This window comes from Lonsdalea quercina, assembly GCF_900107885.1.
Taxonomy (GTDB): Bacteria; Pseudomonadota; Gammaproteobacteria; order Enterobacterales; family Enterobacteriaceae; genus Lonsdalea; species Lonsdalea quercina.
This window is the reverse complement of record NZ_FNQS01000002.1, coordinates 541,313-556,938: the sequence shown is the minus strand read 5'-3', so window position 1 is coordinate 556,938 and position 15,626 is coordinate 541,313. Positions and strand designations below refer to the sequence as shown.

14 protein-coding genes and 1 tRNA gene are annotated in these 15,626 nt (G+C 52.0%); 6 read left to right on the top strand and 9 right to left on the bottom strand.

All coding sequences use genetic code 11. The annotated features are described in order from the left end of the window. Positions 1-17: 17 nt before the first annotated feature. The 3 genes from BLU64_RS05340 to BLU64_RS05330 form a co-directional block, all read right to left on the bottom strand. A tRNA-Ser gene (locus BLU64_RS05340) sits at positions 18-107 on the bottom strand. Between the two features lie 310 nt (positions 108-417). Beyond that, entirely contained in the window at positions 418-936 is a 519-nt protein-coding gene (gene fabA, locus BLU64_RS05335) for a bifunctional 3-hydroxydecanoyl-ACP dehydratase/trans-2-decenoyl-ACP isomerase (RefSeq protein WP_026741114.1), read from the bottom strand. Between the two features lie 90 nt (positions 937-1,026). Beyond that, positions 1,027-2,775, bottom strand: a complete 1,749-nt coding sequence (locus BLU64_RS05330; protein WP_175527796.1) for an AAA family ATPase — start codon at positions 2,773-2,775, stop codon at positions 1,027-1,029. 188 nt (positions 2,776-2,963) lie between these two features. Here BLU64_RS05330 and matP point away from each other — a divergent pair, with 188 nt between their 5' ends. Continuing rightward, a complete protein-coding gene (matP, locus tag BLU64_RS05325) occupies positions 2,964-3,425 on the top strand; it encodes a macrodomain Ter protein MatP (protein ID WP_026742750.1) in 462 nt (153 codons plus the stop codon). 11 nt (positions 3,426-3,436) lie between these two features. Here the strand turns inward: matP and BLU64_RS05320 are convergent, their stop codons facing one another. Then, complete coding sequence (locus BLU64_RS05320) at positions 3,437-3,928, bottom strand: 2-thiouracil desulfurase family protein (RefSeq protein ID WP_081825703.1); 492 nt, start codon at positions 3,926-3,928, stop codon at positions 3,437-3,439. 103 nt (positions 3,929-4,031) lie between these two features. Beyond that, positions 4,032-4,217 carry a GhoT/OrtT family toxin gene (locus BLU64_RS05315; RefSeq protein ID WP_026741118.1) on the bottom strand — a complete coding sequence of 62 codons (186 nt, stop codon included), beginning with the start codon at positions 4,215-4,217 and terminating at the stop codon, positions 4,032-4,034. A 415-nt stretch (positions 4,218-4,632) separates the two neighbouring features. Between BLU64_RS05315 and BLU64_RS05310 the strand changes: the two genes are divergently transcribed. Continuing rightward, positions 4,633-4,908, top strand: a complete 276-nt coding sequence (locus BLU64_RS05310; protein WP_026742748.1) for a hypothetical protein — start codon at positions 4,633-4,635, stop codon at positions 4,906-4,908. Positions 4,909-5,111: 203 nt separating this feature from the next. Further along, positions 5,112-5,396, top strand: a complete 285-nt coding sequence (locus tag BLU64_RS05305; RefSeq protein ID WP_026742747.1) for a hypothetical protein — start codon at positions 5,112-5,114, stop codon at positions 5,394-5,396. A gap of 88 nt (positions 5,397-5,484) precedes the next feature. On the opposite strand, the gene BLU64_RS05300 is transcribed toward BLU64_RS05305, so the two are convergent. Then, a complete protein-coding gene (locus BLU64_RS05300; protein WP_051625500.1) occupies positions 5,485-6,954 on the bottom strand; it encodes a PepSY-associated TM helix domain-containing protein in 1,470 nt (489 codons plus the stop codon). Positions 6,955-7,000: 46 nt separating this feature from the next. Beyond that, positions 7,001-7,435, bottom strand: coding sequence for a DUF2946 domain-containing protein (locus BLU64_RS05295; protein ID WP_157755371.1), 435 nt, complete (start codon positions 7,433-7,435; stop codon positions 7,001-7,003). A 524-nt stretch (positions 7,436-7,959) separates the two neighbouring features. Here BLU64_RS05295 and BLU64_RS05290 point away from each other — a divergent pair. Together BLU64_RS05290 and mdoH are read left to right on the top strand one after the other, a co-directional pair. Beyond that, positions 7,960-9,528 carry a glucan biosynthesis protein G gene (locus BLU64_RS05290; RefSeq protein WP_074728044.1) on the top strand — a complete coding sequence of 523 codons (1,569 nt, stop codon included), beginning with the start codon at positions 7,960-7,962 and terminating at the stop codon, positions 9,526-9,528. Beyond that, the gene (gene mdoH, locus BLU64_RS05285; RefSeq protein WP_026742745.1) at positions 9,521-12,076 is read left to right on the top strand and encodes a glucans biosynthesis glucosyltransferase MdoH; all 2,556 of its coding nucleotides are present in this window, start codon (positions 9,521-9,523) and stop codon (positions 12,074-12,076) included. Before BLU64_RS05290 ends, mdoH begins: the two co-directional genes overlap by 8 nt. A gap of 522 nt (positions 12,077-12,598) precedes the next feature. Here the strand turns inward: mdoH and BLU64_RS05280 are convergent. Further along, positions 12,599-13,519 (bottom strand): Kdo(2)-lipid IV(A) acyltransferase, encoded by a 921-nt coding sequence (locus BLU64_RS05280; RefSeq protein WP_026742744.1) that lies wholly within the window; start codon positions 13,517-13,519, stop codon positions 12,599-12,601. 407 nt (positions 13,520-13,926) lie between these two features. Here BLU64_RS05280 and trhO point away from each other — a divergent pair, with 407 nt between their 5' ends. Then, positions 13,927-14,982, top strand: a complete 1,056-nt coding sequence (gene trhO, locus BLU64_RS05275) for an oxygen-dependent tRNA uridine(34) hydroxylase TrhO (protein WP_026742743.1) — start codon at positions 13,927-13,929, stop codon at positions 14,980-14,982. A gap of 52 nt (positions 14,983-15,034) precedes the next feature. On the opposite strand, the gene BLU64_RS05270 is transcribed toward trhO, so the two are convergent. After that, a complete protein-coding gene (locus tag BLU64_RS05270; RefSeq protein WP_026742742.1) occupies positions 15,035-15,613 on the bottom strand; it encodes a YceI family protein in 579 nt (192 codons plus the stop codon). Positions 15,614-15,626: the final 13 nt, after the last annotated feature.

Below are 15,626 nucleotides of genomic sequence, written 5' to 3'. Positions count from 1 at the left end.
GGCTTTCTCTGTAAATATGGCGGTGAGGGAGGGATTCGAACCCTCGATACGTTTTCACGTATACACACTTTCCAGGCGTGCTCCTTCAGCCTCTCGGACACCTCACCGTATTGCCGCGCTCGGCAGCAACGGGGCGCTACTATAGGGAGTCGGCCTGTCACGGTCAAGCAGTATTTAGTGGTTTTGAAACATCTGGTTAAGCATTGTGCGTTTGGTTGGTCACTTCTCTCCGATAGAGGGTTTTTGTTCGTTTCGGAAGAGGGTAAACGGGGGCTTGTTCGCGCGGGAGACGTGATTCGTGACGCTATATCTGCATCGCAAATACTGCGCGGGGGACGAGACGAGATAGCACTGCTACCGATAGCAAAAAGGCATCCTGGAGTGACCCAGAATGCCTTTATTCTCGAAAGCGGGGGATTAGAACGCGCTGGTATCTTTAAACAGTCCGACTTTCAGGTCGCTCGCCGTATAGATGAGGCGACCGTCGACCAGAACTTCACCGTCTGCGATACCCATGATCAGCTTGCGATTGATAACACGCTTGAAATGGATGCGATAGGTGACTTTTTTGGCCTCAGGACGAACCTGACCGGTGAATTTGACTTCGCCAACACCCAATGCACGGCCCTTACCTTCTCCGCCTAACCAGCCGAGATAGAAGCCGACCAATTGCCACATGGCATCAAGTCCCAGGCAGCCTGGCATAACCGGGTCGCCGATGAAATGGCAGCCGAAGAACCACAGGTCGGGATTGATATCCAGCTCGGCTTCAACGTAGCCTTTATTATGCTCGCCGCCATCTTCGGTCATCTTGATGACACGATCCATCATCAGCATATTACCAGAGGGCAACTGCGGGCCCTGTTGGCCAAACAGTTCACCGCGTCCGCTGGCGTAAAGATCTTCTTTCGAATAGGATTCGCGTTTATCTACCATGTTTCTTTAAGTCCTGTTTTTGTGAAGCGAGCAGGTTAGCGTACACGTGTACGCTGAGCAAGCCTATTACCGCTGGACATACCAGTTCCACTATCGGAAAAACCAAGGGAAGCGGCGGCGTTCCTGCGGTGTTAAAAGAGCGATACGCTCACGAATCGCAGCCAACAAGCTGGGGCGATGTTCTTCATCGTAAGCAACCTGGGTCAGCAGCGTTACCGCTTCTGCGACAGAGGATACCGGATAGAGGTGAAATTGCGCATGCTTTACTGCTTCAACCACGTCCGGCCGTAAACAGAGATGGCGCTGATTCGTTGCGGGGATGATAACGCCCTGCTGGCCGGTCAGGCCGCGACGCTGACACACGTCGAAGAAGCCTTCAATCTTTTCGTTGACGCCGCCGATGGATTGAACATGTCCAAACTGATCCACCGAGCCGGTAACGGCCAGTTGCTGATTGATAGGCTGAAGGGCCAGTGCGCTGATCAGGGCGCAAAGCTCCGCAAGAGAAGCGCTATCTCCGTCCACCTCACTATAAGATTGCTCGAAAACGATAGAGGCAGAGAACGGCAGCTGCTGTTCCAACTGTAGTTCAGAAATCAAAAAAGCCTGCATAATCATCATGCCTTTGGCATGCAGGTTGCCACCCAGTTCGGCCTTGCGCTCGACATCCGTCAGTTCGCCATCGCCCGGGTGTACTACGCAGCTGATGCGGGTCGGTTCACCAATCATCATCGGGTAACCCGGATATTCCAGCACGGAAAGTCCGTTGACCTGACCGACGACGGCGCCGTCGGTTTCAATCAGAATCTGACCAAGCTCGATATCATCCTGTAGCCGTTCATACAGGTAACTATCGCGCCAGCGGCGAGTGGTTTCGGCATCGTTAATTGCCTGCGCGGAGAGCGTTTCCTGCTGTGCATAGAGAGACGCATGCTTCAACTGATGGGTCAGCCATTTAGGACACAGCGGGAGACAGCCCTGATCGTCACTGTGACGGACGGCGTGGGTGACCAGTGCGCTCCAACCGTCTTCCGCCAGCAGAGGAAGTTGATTTTCCTGACACAGCGCATTGATGTAAGCACACCAGCGCACCATATCTTCAGGCGCGATCAGCGGGAGCTGAGCTTCAAACTCGCCATAAATAGCGTCTCCGCTGAGTTCCGGCTCCATATCATGGATGTCGGCCAAACTTTCGCGATCGCCCACGACGATCAGACGAAGGTCGACCGGCATTGGCGGCACGTCTACCGGCAGCGGGCGGCGTTCATCAGGTGAAAGCCACGAGTACAGCCCTGAAATTATCGTTTGTTTCAAGCGAAGCCACATCAGCGGCTGCGCCAATAGCGTGCGGGCGGAGAGAATCAATACGCCGCCGTTGACCTGATGAATCAGACCGGGCTGTAGCTGGATATCCTCCTGGGACACGCGGACGCAACCGAACAGCTGTTCCGGCTCGATCCATTCCTGATACCCACACCGTACTTTGGCCGCAAAATTGTCATCCTGATGCTGGGCTGGCTGAATGCTGATATGACGTCCGGAAATCTGATACAAGCTGCCGTAACAGGCTTTTTCCATTGACGTATTCGCGTTGACGGCTCGGGCGATCAGCCGCAGGTAGTCATCGCTCTCCTGCGCTTTTAATAACATAAAGCGAGAAGGGGAGCGGGACTGGCAGAATAGCGTCAGCGCATTGGCCAAACGGGGCTGGATCGCTGAAAACTCAGCGGGCGCCAGCTGCGCTGCCTGAGAGAATAACGTCTGATACGGGGTAAGATCAGGCAACAGTTGCTGCCATTCGAGTCGGTTGTTGGTCAAAGTATCTACAGCACTCGTCAAAAGGGAAAGCGGGATTATACAAAAATAATGCCTGATGCACATGAGAGCCTGCGTGTTGCAGACAGACTACAGAGGCGGAATTGCGATTCTGGCTGAAAAATGGACGGTAAAAAGTTTGCCTGAAATAGGAAACTCAGGCCACAATGGAGATATGTCGGGCACGTTACACGGTCACTGAAGACTTTATTATGAAATACCAGCAATTAGAAAATCTTGAGTGCGGCTGGAAGTGGAAGTATCTGGTCAAAAAGCATCGTGAAGGCGAGTCCATTACGCGCTTTATTGAGCAGAGCGCGGCCGATGAAGCGGTCAACGCGCTACTGCAAATGGAAGACCAGCCGACAAAAGTACTCCAGTGGATTGACGCGTACCTCAACCCCGCGCTGGAAAATCGGATGAAGCAAACCATTCGCGCTCGGCGTAAACGGCATTTCAATGCTGAACACCAGCATACCCGCAAGAAATCCATCGACCTTGAGTATCTGGTTTGGCAGCGTTTGGCGGGGCTGGCGCATCGTCGTGGCTGTACGCTGTCGGAAACCATTGTCCAACTGATCGAAGACGCTGAGCATAAAGAGAAATATGCCAATCAGATGTCGTCGCTAAAACAGGATTTGCAGGCCATGCTCAACAATAAGTCCGAGCGCTGAGGAGCCGCTGATCAACCGACTTGGTTGACCCGCTCAATCAGAGTCAGGATTTCCCGGTCCGAAAATACCTCTATCCCTTTCGACCTCAACAATTCGGCAGTGACGCCGTGGCCCGCAAGGGTTTCTCCGTTGAAATGACCGCTATAGATAGTCTGACTGCCACAGGAGGGACTGCCATCCGTGAGCAGCGCAAATCGACAGTGATGCTCCCGAGCCATTTCCAGGGTCAGCCAGGCGCCCAATATATAGCGTTCTGTGACGTCGCCTCCGGTTTCTTCAACCACTCGCGCACCTGACGTAATGACCGCATGACGCCTTCGAGTCGGAATAATTTCCGCCGAAGGGCGTGGTGTGGAAAATCCTGCCGCCAGTTCAGGACAAAAGACGACCAGGCGCTGTTCGCGTTGCCACTGGCCGAGATAGCGCCGGACCGTGCTTTTGTCTGAGCCGTTATATCGAACGGGAAAACCTGCGAGGCAGGCGCTGATCAAAATCTTATTCATCACCGAGATCTTTTACCGTCGAGGGATTAAGGGTGCCGTTAAAGACGAGTATCACGAAATAGCAGGGGAATAATAAACAAGCTGATAAGGCGAAGGGAAATGATTAAAAGAAAGAGAACATCAAGACAACGGGAAAACTGAGTGGCCAGGTCAGGCCGATCAAAACCGCGCAGAGGAGGCGTATTAACATCGAGCGGTCTTTACTGACGAAGAAAGTGAAAACCAAAGATAAAGCAAATCCAACGAAATAAATAGTTTTCATCATTTCCCACAGATGATGGTGAGCCACTTTGTTCTCTTCCTTATAGTTGCAGGCGGCGCGTAGTTTAAGGCGTTGCCAATTTGTGATCAATCCTTTAACACAATGGGGAAGCGTTGAACGTTTGCCCAGACCGACTAATAATAGTGCCAAATTGATAGAAATTCTGATGGGTTAGTCGAAAAAAAAGATTTACTTATGGCTAGCGTTCGAGCCGATGGACGCGGTGAATGTCGCTAATTCAAGGCATTAAATTAAGTCGATAAACGAAGCGTGAGGCGGAAAAGGGCTTGATAGCGGTCTGTGAAACTAAAAAGGGACATGGCTGGCGGGCTGAATATAAGTCGAATGATTGTGACAGTAATATTAATTTTTGGTGACTATATGGACTTAACTGACTCGCTGGCATAGGTTGTTTTTTTATCCTGTTTAAAAGGGAATAAAAATGAACGATATATCCAGCTTGTCATTAAAAATCGCCCATGGACTTAAAGAACGAATCAAAGCAGCGGCCGCGGAAAACGGGGTTACGATCAGTGCGGAAGTCAGTGCTCGATTACTGAGAAGCTTTGAGTCCGAAGGGTCAGACGCTCAGCAAGCCAACGCCATAGATAATCAACATACGGAAGAACGGGTAGAACAGCCTTTGTCCGCTAAAGAATTAAAAAAATTGCGACAATTGATTAAGGGAAAAAGCAAAGAGTCTGTCAAAAAGAAATAATACCGACTTTATGCCTGCTTGTGACAAAGGAGGCATAAATTGGCCTTCCTCCATCCTGTCTTCCTCGATCGTCGACTGCTGCCTGCGGGGGTTTACTCCCTTCTTTTGTGACCTACCCGGTTTTTTCCCGACACAACTTTAAAATTCAAAATTGAGTTGCCGATAGAAGCACTGACAGGTCCTGTTTAAAAAAGGGAGGAGATATGTCATTCAGTACCTTGAAGGAAACATTACTATTTGGGGACGGCGCTGGCGCAGCAAGCCATCGATATGAAATCTACAAATCAGATTCCCGGGGCGGCTTTTTTGCGATGATATATTCGCTAAAATCTCTGCGCTTAGAGCATCAGGTCGTCTTGGCATGGAACATTGAAGAAACCTGTTTGCCCTTACGTGCTTCATATATCCCCAACGCGCGCATGGAGTGTGAGGCGCATTGGAAAAACACGTTCGAGCTGGTTGAAGGAAAAACATTGAAAGCCGTGTGACTGACTTGATGAATCCGAACCACAGAGGCAAGCCAGCGGCCTGCTTCTGTGTGGATGGCTTACTTCATGTCTTTCCCAGGATGCTGCGTTATCTCGCATCTGATTCGCCTTTATCCTGCTGCCGATTCATATCCGGCGCGGGCAAAGACGCGCGGTATCGCAGCCAGCGAAGGCTATCGATCGAAATAAATATCACAGCGCTGATCCCCATCACCGGCAGGAAGAGACCGAGTCCTACTGTGACAATGGCAATCAAGAGCTGTGATGTCAGCGATAAAGATAAAAAGGCGTCCGTCACTGACTGTAGCGGGTTTTGGGAAACCGAGCCGCGCGGACGGCGTATCCACCACAGGCGATATCCCCACACAATCATCGAGCACAGCCCTATGCCGAAAAATGCCAGCAATAGCTGATTAGGCAATCCGAACAACACGCCCATATGAATATCGACGCCCCACCGGGTTAGCTTCGCCGCTAGCGGGAAATGGTTAAACTCGACCTTGCTGACGACCTGACCTGAGTCGGGATCCACTGCTACGGCATCGGCCCGAGTGGGCCAGGTTCTTTCCATTTCGGTGACCGTCCAGGCGCGATGAGGTTTTGACGTCGGACGAATTTCAATTTTTGCGGCTTCAATGCCTGCGGCACGCGCGGATGCCAATACCCGATCAACGCGAGCGGGATCGACAGGCGTCATCTCCGGCATATCCATCATCATATGATGGGCGTGCTCGCTTTGCGGGGATAACTCGGCAGGCCCTGAAAGTTGTGTGGCGACCGCAGGCGTTTGCCAGCCCAGGGCATAACGCAACTGCGATACATTGTCTCCCGCCCACCGCGACCATGTGAGTCCTGTCGCAGAAAAAAAGAGCAACCCTGCGAGCAAGGCCAGCCCTGTTACCGTATGACGGCGCTGCAATCGGCGACGTAAGCTGCGTGCGGCATCGGGCTTTTTAGCGGTGACGCGTGGCTGACGTCCAGTCCACCACAGGTAAGCGCCGCCGAGCGCAGCAATCCACAACCATGAGGCCGCCAATTCGCTGTAATTTCTGCCCACGCTCCCCAGTAACAGGCTGCGATGCAGGTTATCCAGCCAGAGACGAAAGGGCAAAATTCCGCTGGTGCCGTAAACGGTTAAATCGCCTTTGACCGCTAACGATACCGGGTCGATAAAAATGGATCGGCTTTCCGAAGGTCCTAAATCAGGAGATGAAAACATGACGCGTGTCGTTTCTCCGGCAAGCGGGGCGGGCCTGATCGCAGATAGCGTCGTCTTTTTGCCGTCGCCGAGTGCGTGCATCGCTGCGGCAACCTGTAAAGACAGCGGTTGCGGCGTGCCTTCGGTCTCGGTGTAAAGCGCATGCGCGTAGAGTCGATTTTCTAGCTGAGGCGTCACGACATATAGCGTACCGGTTAATGCGGCGATAAAAATAAATGGGCCGACGAACAGGCCAATATAAAAGTGTATCCGCAGGAAAAACGACCTGAGCCCGGAAGGTGCCGGGCGGTAATCTTGGTCCGGGGTCAGGAGTTTTTTCCCGTTCTTGGCAGCAGACATATTGTTTCCGCAAAGGTGATGAAAAAAGGCGCGCAGAATCGATGTTTCAGACCTGTGAGCGCGCGGTGAGCGAATTCACTGCTAAAGAGAACGGCGGTGCGCGAGCTAATTGGGGGGAGTAGAGCGACTCAGAAATGCGCAGCGGCCATTCGGTGTTCAGTGTTCGCAAGGCGAGCCAGTGAATTAGCGGCACAGGATCGTCGCCGGGTATTTGCAGGGCGGGAAGATGCGAAAACAGCATGCAATAGCCGCACGCACCGTGTCCCTGCACCACATTATGGCTTGCGGGAGAGGGCGAGGGGACATGCTCGTGCACTGACGCAGCGACGGCGACATGCCGGTGATGAAGCGCTGTCTGAGGCCGGGCGACATGACACCGCGCCAGCAGTTGGGATACCGCCGGAGAGATAAAAATGATGATGACGGCAACAATACCGAGCCAGTATGGCTCGCTTTTTCGCCTTAACTCGAACAGTGACATGGCGCGCTTAGCATAGAGCATATTTGATGATGTGACTGTAGCGTAATTAGGGAAAAGGACGTGACACAATTGTGTTTTATACATGTCATGACGTGCCGGTTACACGCCTTTTTTCGAATAAAAGGGCTTTGCTTGTATCGGCAGTGATTACGCTTGCTCAAGACCAGATCTAAGAGGAGAATCCCTGCTTTTACGCCTAACGGACTATTCCTAGGCGAAATCCCTACAATTTCCGTTATGGTAGAGTCCTGTCATGGAATGACGGCTTGATAATGAATCAGGCGCATGCAGCGCTTTTAGGAATGAGATAGCAGTGGTCTGTGACAATCGACGTTCCAATGTCCGAAAAATGGCAACGCGAATCACCGACGCCCGTTTGAATAGGGATTAAATGGCGAATAGAGATAGCCGTTGTTTAAACGCTGACCTATCATAATGAACCAAATCTTCATGAAGTTGTCGGATAGCTAACTTATCCATTAATATGGATTTTAGTTGATTGAAGCACACATACAGGGGGAGATGTGCTGGTTAATAAATTTAAGGTTAAACAGCGAGTCAACAATCTTCGCTTGCTCTCAGCCGCTGTAATGCTGTCGTTGACGTCTTTGCCCGTGTGGGCATTTTCTATTGATGATGTCGCGCAACAGGCGGAAAAACTGGCAGCGAAGGGGTTTGAAACACCGAAAAGTAATCTGCCCGATCAATTCCGCGATATGAAGTTCGCCGACTATCAGCAGATTCGTTTCAATCAGGATAAATCATATTGGAACGCAACGCCCACCCCGTTCAAGCTGCAGTTCTATCATCAGGGGATGTACTTCGATATCCCTGTCAAAATCAATGAAGTTACCGCGACCTCGGTAAAAGAAATCAAATATTCGCCTGACTACTTTAATTTTGGTTCAGTCAACCACGACCCTGATGCGGTGAAAAACCTCGGGTTCGCCGGTTTCAAAATTCTATACCCCATCAATCAGGCGGATAAAAACGACGAGATTGTCAGCATGCTAGGTGCGAGCTACTTCCGCATCATCGGCAAAGGGCAAACTTATGGTCTGTCAGCTCGAGGATTGGCTATCGATACGGCACTGCCATCCGGAGAAGAGTTCCCGCGTTTCCGCGAATTCTGGATCGAACGTCCTAAACCTAATGACAAGCATCTGGTCATCTTCGCGCTATTGGATTCGCCGCGCTCGACGGGCGCATATCGCTTCACCGTTTATCCGGGACGCGATAGCGTCGTAGACGTGCAGGCCAAAGTTTACCTGCGTGACAACGTCGGCAAACTGGGTATTGCGCCGTTGACCAGTATGTTCCTGTTTGGGCCTAACCAACCGTCTCCGACGTTAAACTATCGTCCGAATCTGCATGACTCAAATGGCCTTTCTATTCATGCCGGCAATGGTGAATGGATCTGGCGTCCGCTGAACAATCCGAAACATTTGTCCGTCAGCACCTATACTGTCGAGAACCCCAAAGGGTTTGGTCTGTTGCAGCGCGGTCGCGATTTCACCGACTATGAGGATTTGGACGATCGTTACGATCAGCGTCCGAGTGGTTGGGTTGAGCCTAAGGGCGACTGGGGCAAAGGTAAGGTTGAACTGGTAGAAATCCCGACGGCGGATGAAACCAATGACAACATCGTTTCTTTCTGGACGCCGGACACGTTGCCGGAAAAAGGCAAGCCGCTGGATGTGAAATACCGTCTACATTTCACAACGGATGAAGATGCGTTGCACTCTCCTGACATTGCCTACGTCAAACAGACCATGCGTTCTACGGGGGATGTAAAACAGTCGAACCTGATCCGTCAGCCGGATGGGACGATTGCTTTCCTGGTGGATTTCGTCGGTTCGCAGATGAAGGACATGGATCCTAATACGCCGGTCGCGCCTCAGGTCAGCATCGGCGACAACGGTGAAATTGTTGAAAACAGCGTGCGTTACAACCCTGTGACCAAAGGCTGGCGCTTGACAATCCGTCTGCGCGTGAAGGACAGCAAAAAGCCAACGGAAATGCGTGCAGCGTTGGTGAATGGCGAGACTACTTTGACTGAAACATGGAGCTATCAGTTGCCTGCCAATGAATAAGTCAACTTCCTCTCTCGACTATGTCGAGAAATTGCCTCTGCCTGCTGAGCAGGCAGAGGCGTTGCGTGAATCCCTCCCGCATTCAACGACTCCCCCTGACCCATCTGAAGTACATCAGGCTTTAGCCAATGGTGATACGGTGAATCTTCGGTCCGAAGATGATTTACCTTTAATCTCCGTGAAGCGGCGCCTGGAAATGGGCTGGGGAGACACTCCGTCTCAGGATAAACAGCTGCTCAACGATCGGGAAGGGCGCACAGCGATTCAGGCGATGCCGAAAATCAAACGCGCCGTCATGTTTCCTGATGCCTGGCAAACCAACCCGCTTGTGCGCTGGTGGCATGGCATTTTGGGGCAATCGACAGCGCCTCGCCGCCGCCGAATCACCGCGCAGGAAAACAAGGAAGAGAGCCGGTGGCGTACCGTGGGTACGATTCGTCGCTATATCCTCCTGATTTTGACGCTGTTTCAAACGACGATTGCTACCTGGTACATGAAGACCATCCTGCCGTATCAAGGATGGGCGCTGATCGATCCGTTCGAGATGGCGCACCAGGATTGGCTGCGCTCCGTTATGCAGCTGCTGCCTTATGTGCTGCAAAGCGGTATTCTGATTTTATTCGCCATCTTGTTCTGCTGGGTCTCCGCGGGCTTCTGGACCGCGCTCATGGGATTCCTGCAATTGCTGATCGGTAAGGATAAATACAGTATCTCTTCCAGCACGGTCGGCAATGAACCCCTCAATCCCGACCATCGCACTGCGTTAATCATGCCGATTTGTAATGAGGACGTAGAGCGGGTGTTTGCCGGTTTGCGGGCGACATACGAGTCTGTTGAAGCGACGGGGCAACTGGCGCATTTCGACATGTATGTGTTGAGTGACAGCAACGACCCCGATATCTGCATCGCTGAGCAAAAAGCGTGGATGGATTTGTGTCGTGAAGTCGGGGGAGAAGGTCATATCTTCTATCGCCGTCGTCGCCGCCGTGTAAAACGGAAAAGCGGCAACATCGATGATTTCTGCCGTCGCTGGGGGAGTCAGTATAGTTATATGGTGGTGCTGGACGCCGACAGCGTAATGAGCGGAGACTGTTTGACCAATCTGGTCAGACTGATGGAAGCGAATCCGAATGCCGGGATTATCCAGTCATCGCCGAGAGCATCCGGCATGGACACACTGTATGCGCGCTGTCAGCAGTTCGCGACCAGGGTCTACGGCCCGTTGTTTACCGCCGGGCTGCATTTCTGGCAGTTAGGGGAGTCTCATTACTGGGGCCACAATGCCATCATCCGTGTGAAACCCTTCATTGAGCACTGTGCGCTGGCGCCGTTGCCGGGAGAAGGCTCTTTCGCCGGGTCGATCTTGTCTCATGACTTTGTCGAAGCCGCGCTGATGCGTAGGGCTGGCTGGGGCGTCTGGATCGCTTACGATCTGCCCGGCAGTTATGAAGAGCTGCCGCCGAACCTTCTGGATGAATTAAAACGTGACCGCCGCTGGTGCCACGGCAACCTGATGAACTTCCGATTGTTCCTGGTCAAAGGCATGCATCCCGTGCATCGTGCCGTGTTCCTGACCGGGGTAATGTCATACCTCTCCGCGCCGTTATGGTTTATGTTCCTCGCCTTATCGACCGCGTTGCAGGTGGTGCACACGCTGATGGAGCCTCAGTACTTCCTGCAGCCCCGGCAGTTGTTCCCGGTCTGGCCGCAGTGGCGACCTGAGCTGGCCATCGCGCTGTTTTCAACCACGCTGGTCTTGCTGTTCCTGCCGAAATTGCTGAGCGTCATTTTGGCCTGTGCCAAAGGGGCGAAGCCCTACGGCGGAGTCATTCGGGTGTTCATTTCACTGCTGCTGGAAATGCTGTTCTCCGTATTGCTGGCGCCGGTCAGAATGCTGTTCCACACGGTATTCGTCGTGAGTGCTTTCCTGGGCTGGTCGGTACAGTGGAACTCTCCGCAGCGTGATGATGATGCAACCTCGTGGGGCGAAGCATTCACCCGCCATGGTTCTCAACTGGTGCTGGGACTGGTCTGGGCGCTGGGAATGGCTTGGCTGGATCTTCGCTTCTTGTGGTGGCTGGCGCCGATCGTCTTCTCATTGATTCTGTCTCCTTGGGTTTCGGTGTACTCCAGCCGTGCCAATCTTGGTCTGGCCTGCAAACGTGCGAAACTGCTACTGATCCCGGAAGAGTACAATCCGCCGCGCGAGCTGGTTGCTACAGATGAGTACTTCCGCCTCAATCGCGAGCGCAAGTTGAGCAACGGATTCATGCATGCGGTCTTCGACCCGACGATCAATGCGTTAGCGAGCGGGATGGCCACGGCTCGACACGGGTTCAGCCAGCCTATCGAAGACGTGCGTAAACAGCGAGTGGCGGCGGCCTTGAGCCTCAAGCCGCAAGAGGTTGAAAGTCACCAACGACTGGCGCTGCTTAGCGACCCGGTAACGATCTCGCGGTTGCATTACCACGTGTGGCAGGAGCCAGAACGTTACAATAGCTGGGCTGAGTATTATCAGACCCTATCGGCTCCGCCGGTGAAATTGTAATGTGACTCTGCTGAGCGCTTAGTATCGATATAGCTAAAACGCCCGATGAATATCATCGGGCGTTTTTTTACGCTTAAATTCTTTTCCCGGTAAACGTGATACGCAAAAGGCACGGTAGTTAAAGCCCATCTCGGATAGGGAATATGCCTTTGGTGGTGAGCACCCACGCCAAGCCTGAGTATCTCAACGCTATCGACTTTTTCGACACAGTGAAGTCTGTTCGCGAAATATCTTCATCTGAAAACAGAATGTCGTAGGAAAAATACTTTCTGGTCAGGGCGATTGGGCTGGGTTGAACGCTTGATGAGGCCATTCGCAGACATTCAGGTGCGAGGAAAATGTCGCGGGCGAAGAGACGGGGCTGAAAGCATGGCATGTAAACCCGCTTTTCCGGGGCGTAATGAAGCCGCCTTCTGCGGAGGCGGCTTTGATATGACGGTTTGTTCGCGTGATGCGGGGCAAAAGATTTTGAGCGTTTATCCACCGTGGAGGGTTGCCCATTCACGGTGGAAAGAATAGTGACTAATAAAGAGAGGACTCTCCCGGGGGACGCGTCTTAAACCGGCGGTGCAGCCACATGTATTGATCGCAGGCCAGCATGATATTTTGCTCAATAATGTGATTCATCCAGGTGGCTGTGGCGGCTTCGTTCTCTAACGGTATATCGGGTTCGGCGGGTTGAATGATGAGTTCATACCCTTTTCCGTCAGGCAGCCTGCGGGGGACGAAGGGAACAACTACCGGCTTTGCGCTCCGTGCCAGCATATAGCTGCCCGCCGTTGTCGCGGCCTTATTAACGGCGAATAACGGTACAAACACACTGCTGCGCGGACCATAGTCGTGGTCAGGGGCATACCAGAGTATTTCTCCCTGTTTGAGGGCGCGGATCATACCTTTCAGATCTTTGCGGTCCAGCATGGATTTGTTGGAGCGCATACGGCCCCAGGTCTGCAGCCAGTCAATCAGCTTGTTGTCATTGGGGCGATATACCCCGATCCCTTCGTTTTGCATGCCAAAAATGCGTGCGCCGAGTTCCAACGTCAAAAAGTGAATACCGATCAGCAATATTCCCCGCTTCTGTTCGCGCAGGGGCTGCATATTCTCCAGTCCGGTCACCTTGAACCAACGGGCGATTCGCCAGTCAGGCCAAAACCACGCCATCCCGGTTTCCATGACGCCCATGCCAACCGACTCGAAGTTGCTGCGTACCAGCGCTTCCCGCTTTTCAGCGGACATGTCGGGAAAACAGAGTTCCAGGTTGCGTCGAGCTATCTGAACGCGGTGCTTCAATATAGGCATCGATAGTCGGCCAAGCAAAGTACCAAGGCGGTAAATGACCGGATAAGGAAGCAGGACGACCAGATAAAGGATGCCTATGCCCAGCCAGGTTAGCCAATAGCGTGGGTGCAATAGCGAACGGTTGAAAGAGGGGATTGTCGTCATGGCCTTAATATCGAAAACGGCGGTAAATCACGCCTTGTGTTAATGGGATTTTCAGAACACTACTCCGAAGAGTAGTTTAATATGACGCTTATTGGCGCATTTGAAATGTGCCAAAAGCTGATTTTTATAAGGGATTTATTCAGACGCCTATCATAGCATCGGTTCGCAATGATTTTTTACCTTTGGTGAGGTGATCTCCAATCTCATGAGGCCGGTATTATGGCGAAACCGAGACGTTGAAACTAGTCATCAAACTTACTTGTGTAACCCATATTGATATTTCTTTGGGGTTCTCTTCGACTGACAGAGGCTAAGAGCTGGTGTATCATGCCGCGCTATTGTGACGGCAACAAAATGCTAACACACAATTAATGTCGTTAACCTCACTTTAAACAGGAACGTACACCATGCCAGTGTTACATAACCGTGTTTCCAATGAGGAACTGAAGGCGCGCATGCTTGCTGAAACCGAGCCTCGCACCACGGTCTCCTTCTATAAATACTTCCTGCTGGATGAACCCCAGGCATTTCGCGACGCGCTTTACCTGACCTTGACTGAAATGAACGTGTTTGGTCGTGTCTACATCGCAAAAGAGGGGATCAATGCGCAGATTAGCGTTCCCGAGAGCATGTTCGATACGTTCAAAACGCGGCTGTATCAGTCGCATCCCGCGTTAAATAACATCAGACTCAATATTGCGCTGGAAGACGACGGTAAATCGTTCTGGGTATTGAGGATGAAGGTGCGGGAACGGATTGTGGCCGACGGGATTGATGACCCCACGTTTGATCCATCACGCGTTGGGCATTATTTGAAAGCCGAAGAGGTCAATCGGATGGCGGAAGATCCTTCCACGGTCTTCGTCGACATGCGCAACCATTATGAATATGAAGTGGGTCACTTCGAAAATGCGCTGGAAGTCCCGTCCGATACATTTCGTGAACAGCTGCCTATGGCGGCGGAAATGTTGGCCGGCGACCGTGAAAAGAACATCGTCATGTATTGTACAGGTGGGATTCGTTGTGAAAAAGCCAGCGCCTACATGCTGCATCACGGTTACAAAAACGTGTTCCATGTGGAAGGCGGGATCATCGAGTATGTCCGCCAGGCGAAGGCTCAGGGGCTTCCCCTCAAATTTATCGGTAAAAACTTTGTATTTGATGAACGTATGGGGGAGCGAGTGTCCGACGAGGTCATCGCTCATTGTCACCAATGCGGCGCCTCCTGTGATACGCACACCAACTGCCGTAATGAGGGGTGCCATCTTCTCTTTATACAATGCCCGCAGTGCGCGGAAAAATATGAAGGCTGCTGTGGTCCGGCGTGTCAGGAGGAAGTCACATTGCCGCTGGAAGAACAACGCAAGCTGAGGCGTGAAAGAGAAACCGGCATGAAGATTTTCAATAAATCTCGCGGATTGCTGCAAACGGTTTTGCCGACCCCCATCAGGGATAATGAGTAGCGCCGTTGAGATAAAAACAGCCCCGTTCATTGACGGGGCTGAACAGACAGGATTATTTCTGGCGGATACCTTCAAGTGAAATAATCAGCTCGACGTCTTGCGAGGCTGGCCCCAGGTCTGTAGTGATGTTGAAGTCTTTCAGCTTGATCTTCCCTTTGGCTTCGAAGCCCGCACGATAGTTACCCCAAGGATCGTCCCCTTGTCCCATCAGTTTGGCCTCAAGCGTTACTGGTTTGGTGACGCCGTTCAACGTCAGGTTGCCAGTGATATCCAAATCATCACCACTTTTTTTCACGCCGGTAGAGGTGAAAGTCGCCAGAGGCGCTTTTGCCACGTTCAGGAAATCGGCGCTGCGGATATGTTTGTCACGCTCGGCATGATTCGTGTCCACGCTATCGGTTTTGATCGTCACATTCACTTTGTCCGAGGACGGATTCGCTTCGTCAAATGTGAAGGTGCCGTCGAAATCTTTGAACGTCCCATACAACCAGCTGTAGCCCAAATGTTTGATTCGAAATTGTATGAAAGCATGTTGGCCCTCTTTATCAATTTTATAATCCGCTGCAAGAGCGGAACCTGCGTAGGAAACTGTTGAAGCGAGTAGTAAACCCAATAGCGTTTTCTTTAACATTGGTTTTCTCCTT

What these genes read in the sequence shown, in the direction of transcription:
- BLU64_RS05270 (WP_026742742.1), bottom strand. Translation starts at nt 15,613, where the DNA reads ATGTTAAAGAAAACGCTATTGGGTTTACTACTCGCTTCAACAGTTTCC.
- trhO (WP_026742743.1), top strand. Translation starts at nt 13,927, where the DNA reads ATGCCAGTGTTACATAACCGTGTTTCCAATGAGGAACTGAAGGCGCGC.
- BLU64_RS05300 (WP_051625500.1), bottom strand. Translation starts at nt 6,954, where the DNA reads ATGTCTGCTGCCAAGAACGGGAAAAAACTCCTGACCCCGGACCAAGAT.
- mdoH (WP_026742745.1), top strand. Translation starts at nt 9,521, where the DNA reads ATGAATAAGTCAACTTCCTCTCTCGACTATGTCGAGAAATTGCCTCTG.
- matP (WP_026742750.1), top strand. Translation starts at nt 2,964, where the DNA reads ATGAAATACCAGCAATTAGAAAATCTTGAGTGCGGCTGGAAGTGGAAG.
- BLU64_RS05310 (WP_026742748.1), top strand. Translation starts at nt 4,633, where the DNA reads ATGAACGATATATCCAGCTTGTCATTAAAAATCGCCCATGGACTTAAA.
- BLU64_RS05280 (WP_026742744.1), bottom strand. Translation starts at nt 13,519, where the DNA reads ATGACGACAATCCCCTCTTTCAACCGTTCGCTATTGCACCCACGCTAT.
- BLU64_RS05305 (WP_026742747.1), top strand. Translation starts at nt 5,112, where the DNA reads ATGTCATTCAGTACCTTGAAGGAAACATTACTATTTGGGGACGGCGCT.
- BLU64_RS05320 (WP_081825703.1), bottom strand. Translation starts at nt 3,928, where the DNA reads ATGAATAAGATTTTGATCAGCGCCTGCCTCGCAGGTTTTCCCGTTCGA.
- fabA (WP_026741114.1), bottom strand. Translation starts at nt 936, where the DNA reads ATGGTAGATAAACGCGAATCCTATTCGAAAGAAGATCTTTACGCCAGC.
- BLU64_RS05295 (WP_157755371.1), bottom strand. Translation starts at nt 7,435, where the DNA reads ATGTCACTGTTCGAGTTAAGGCGAAAAAGCGAGCCATACTGGCTCGGT.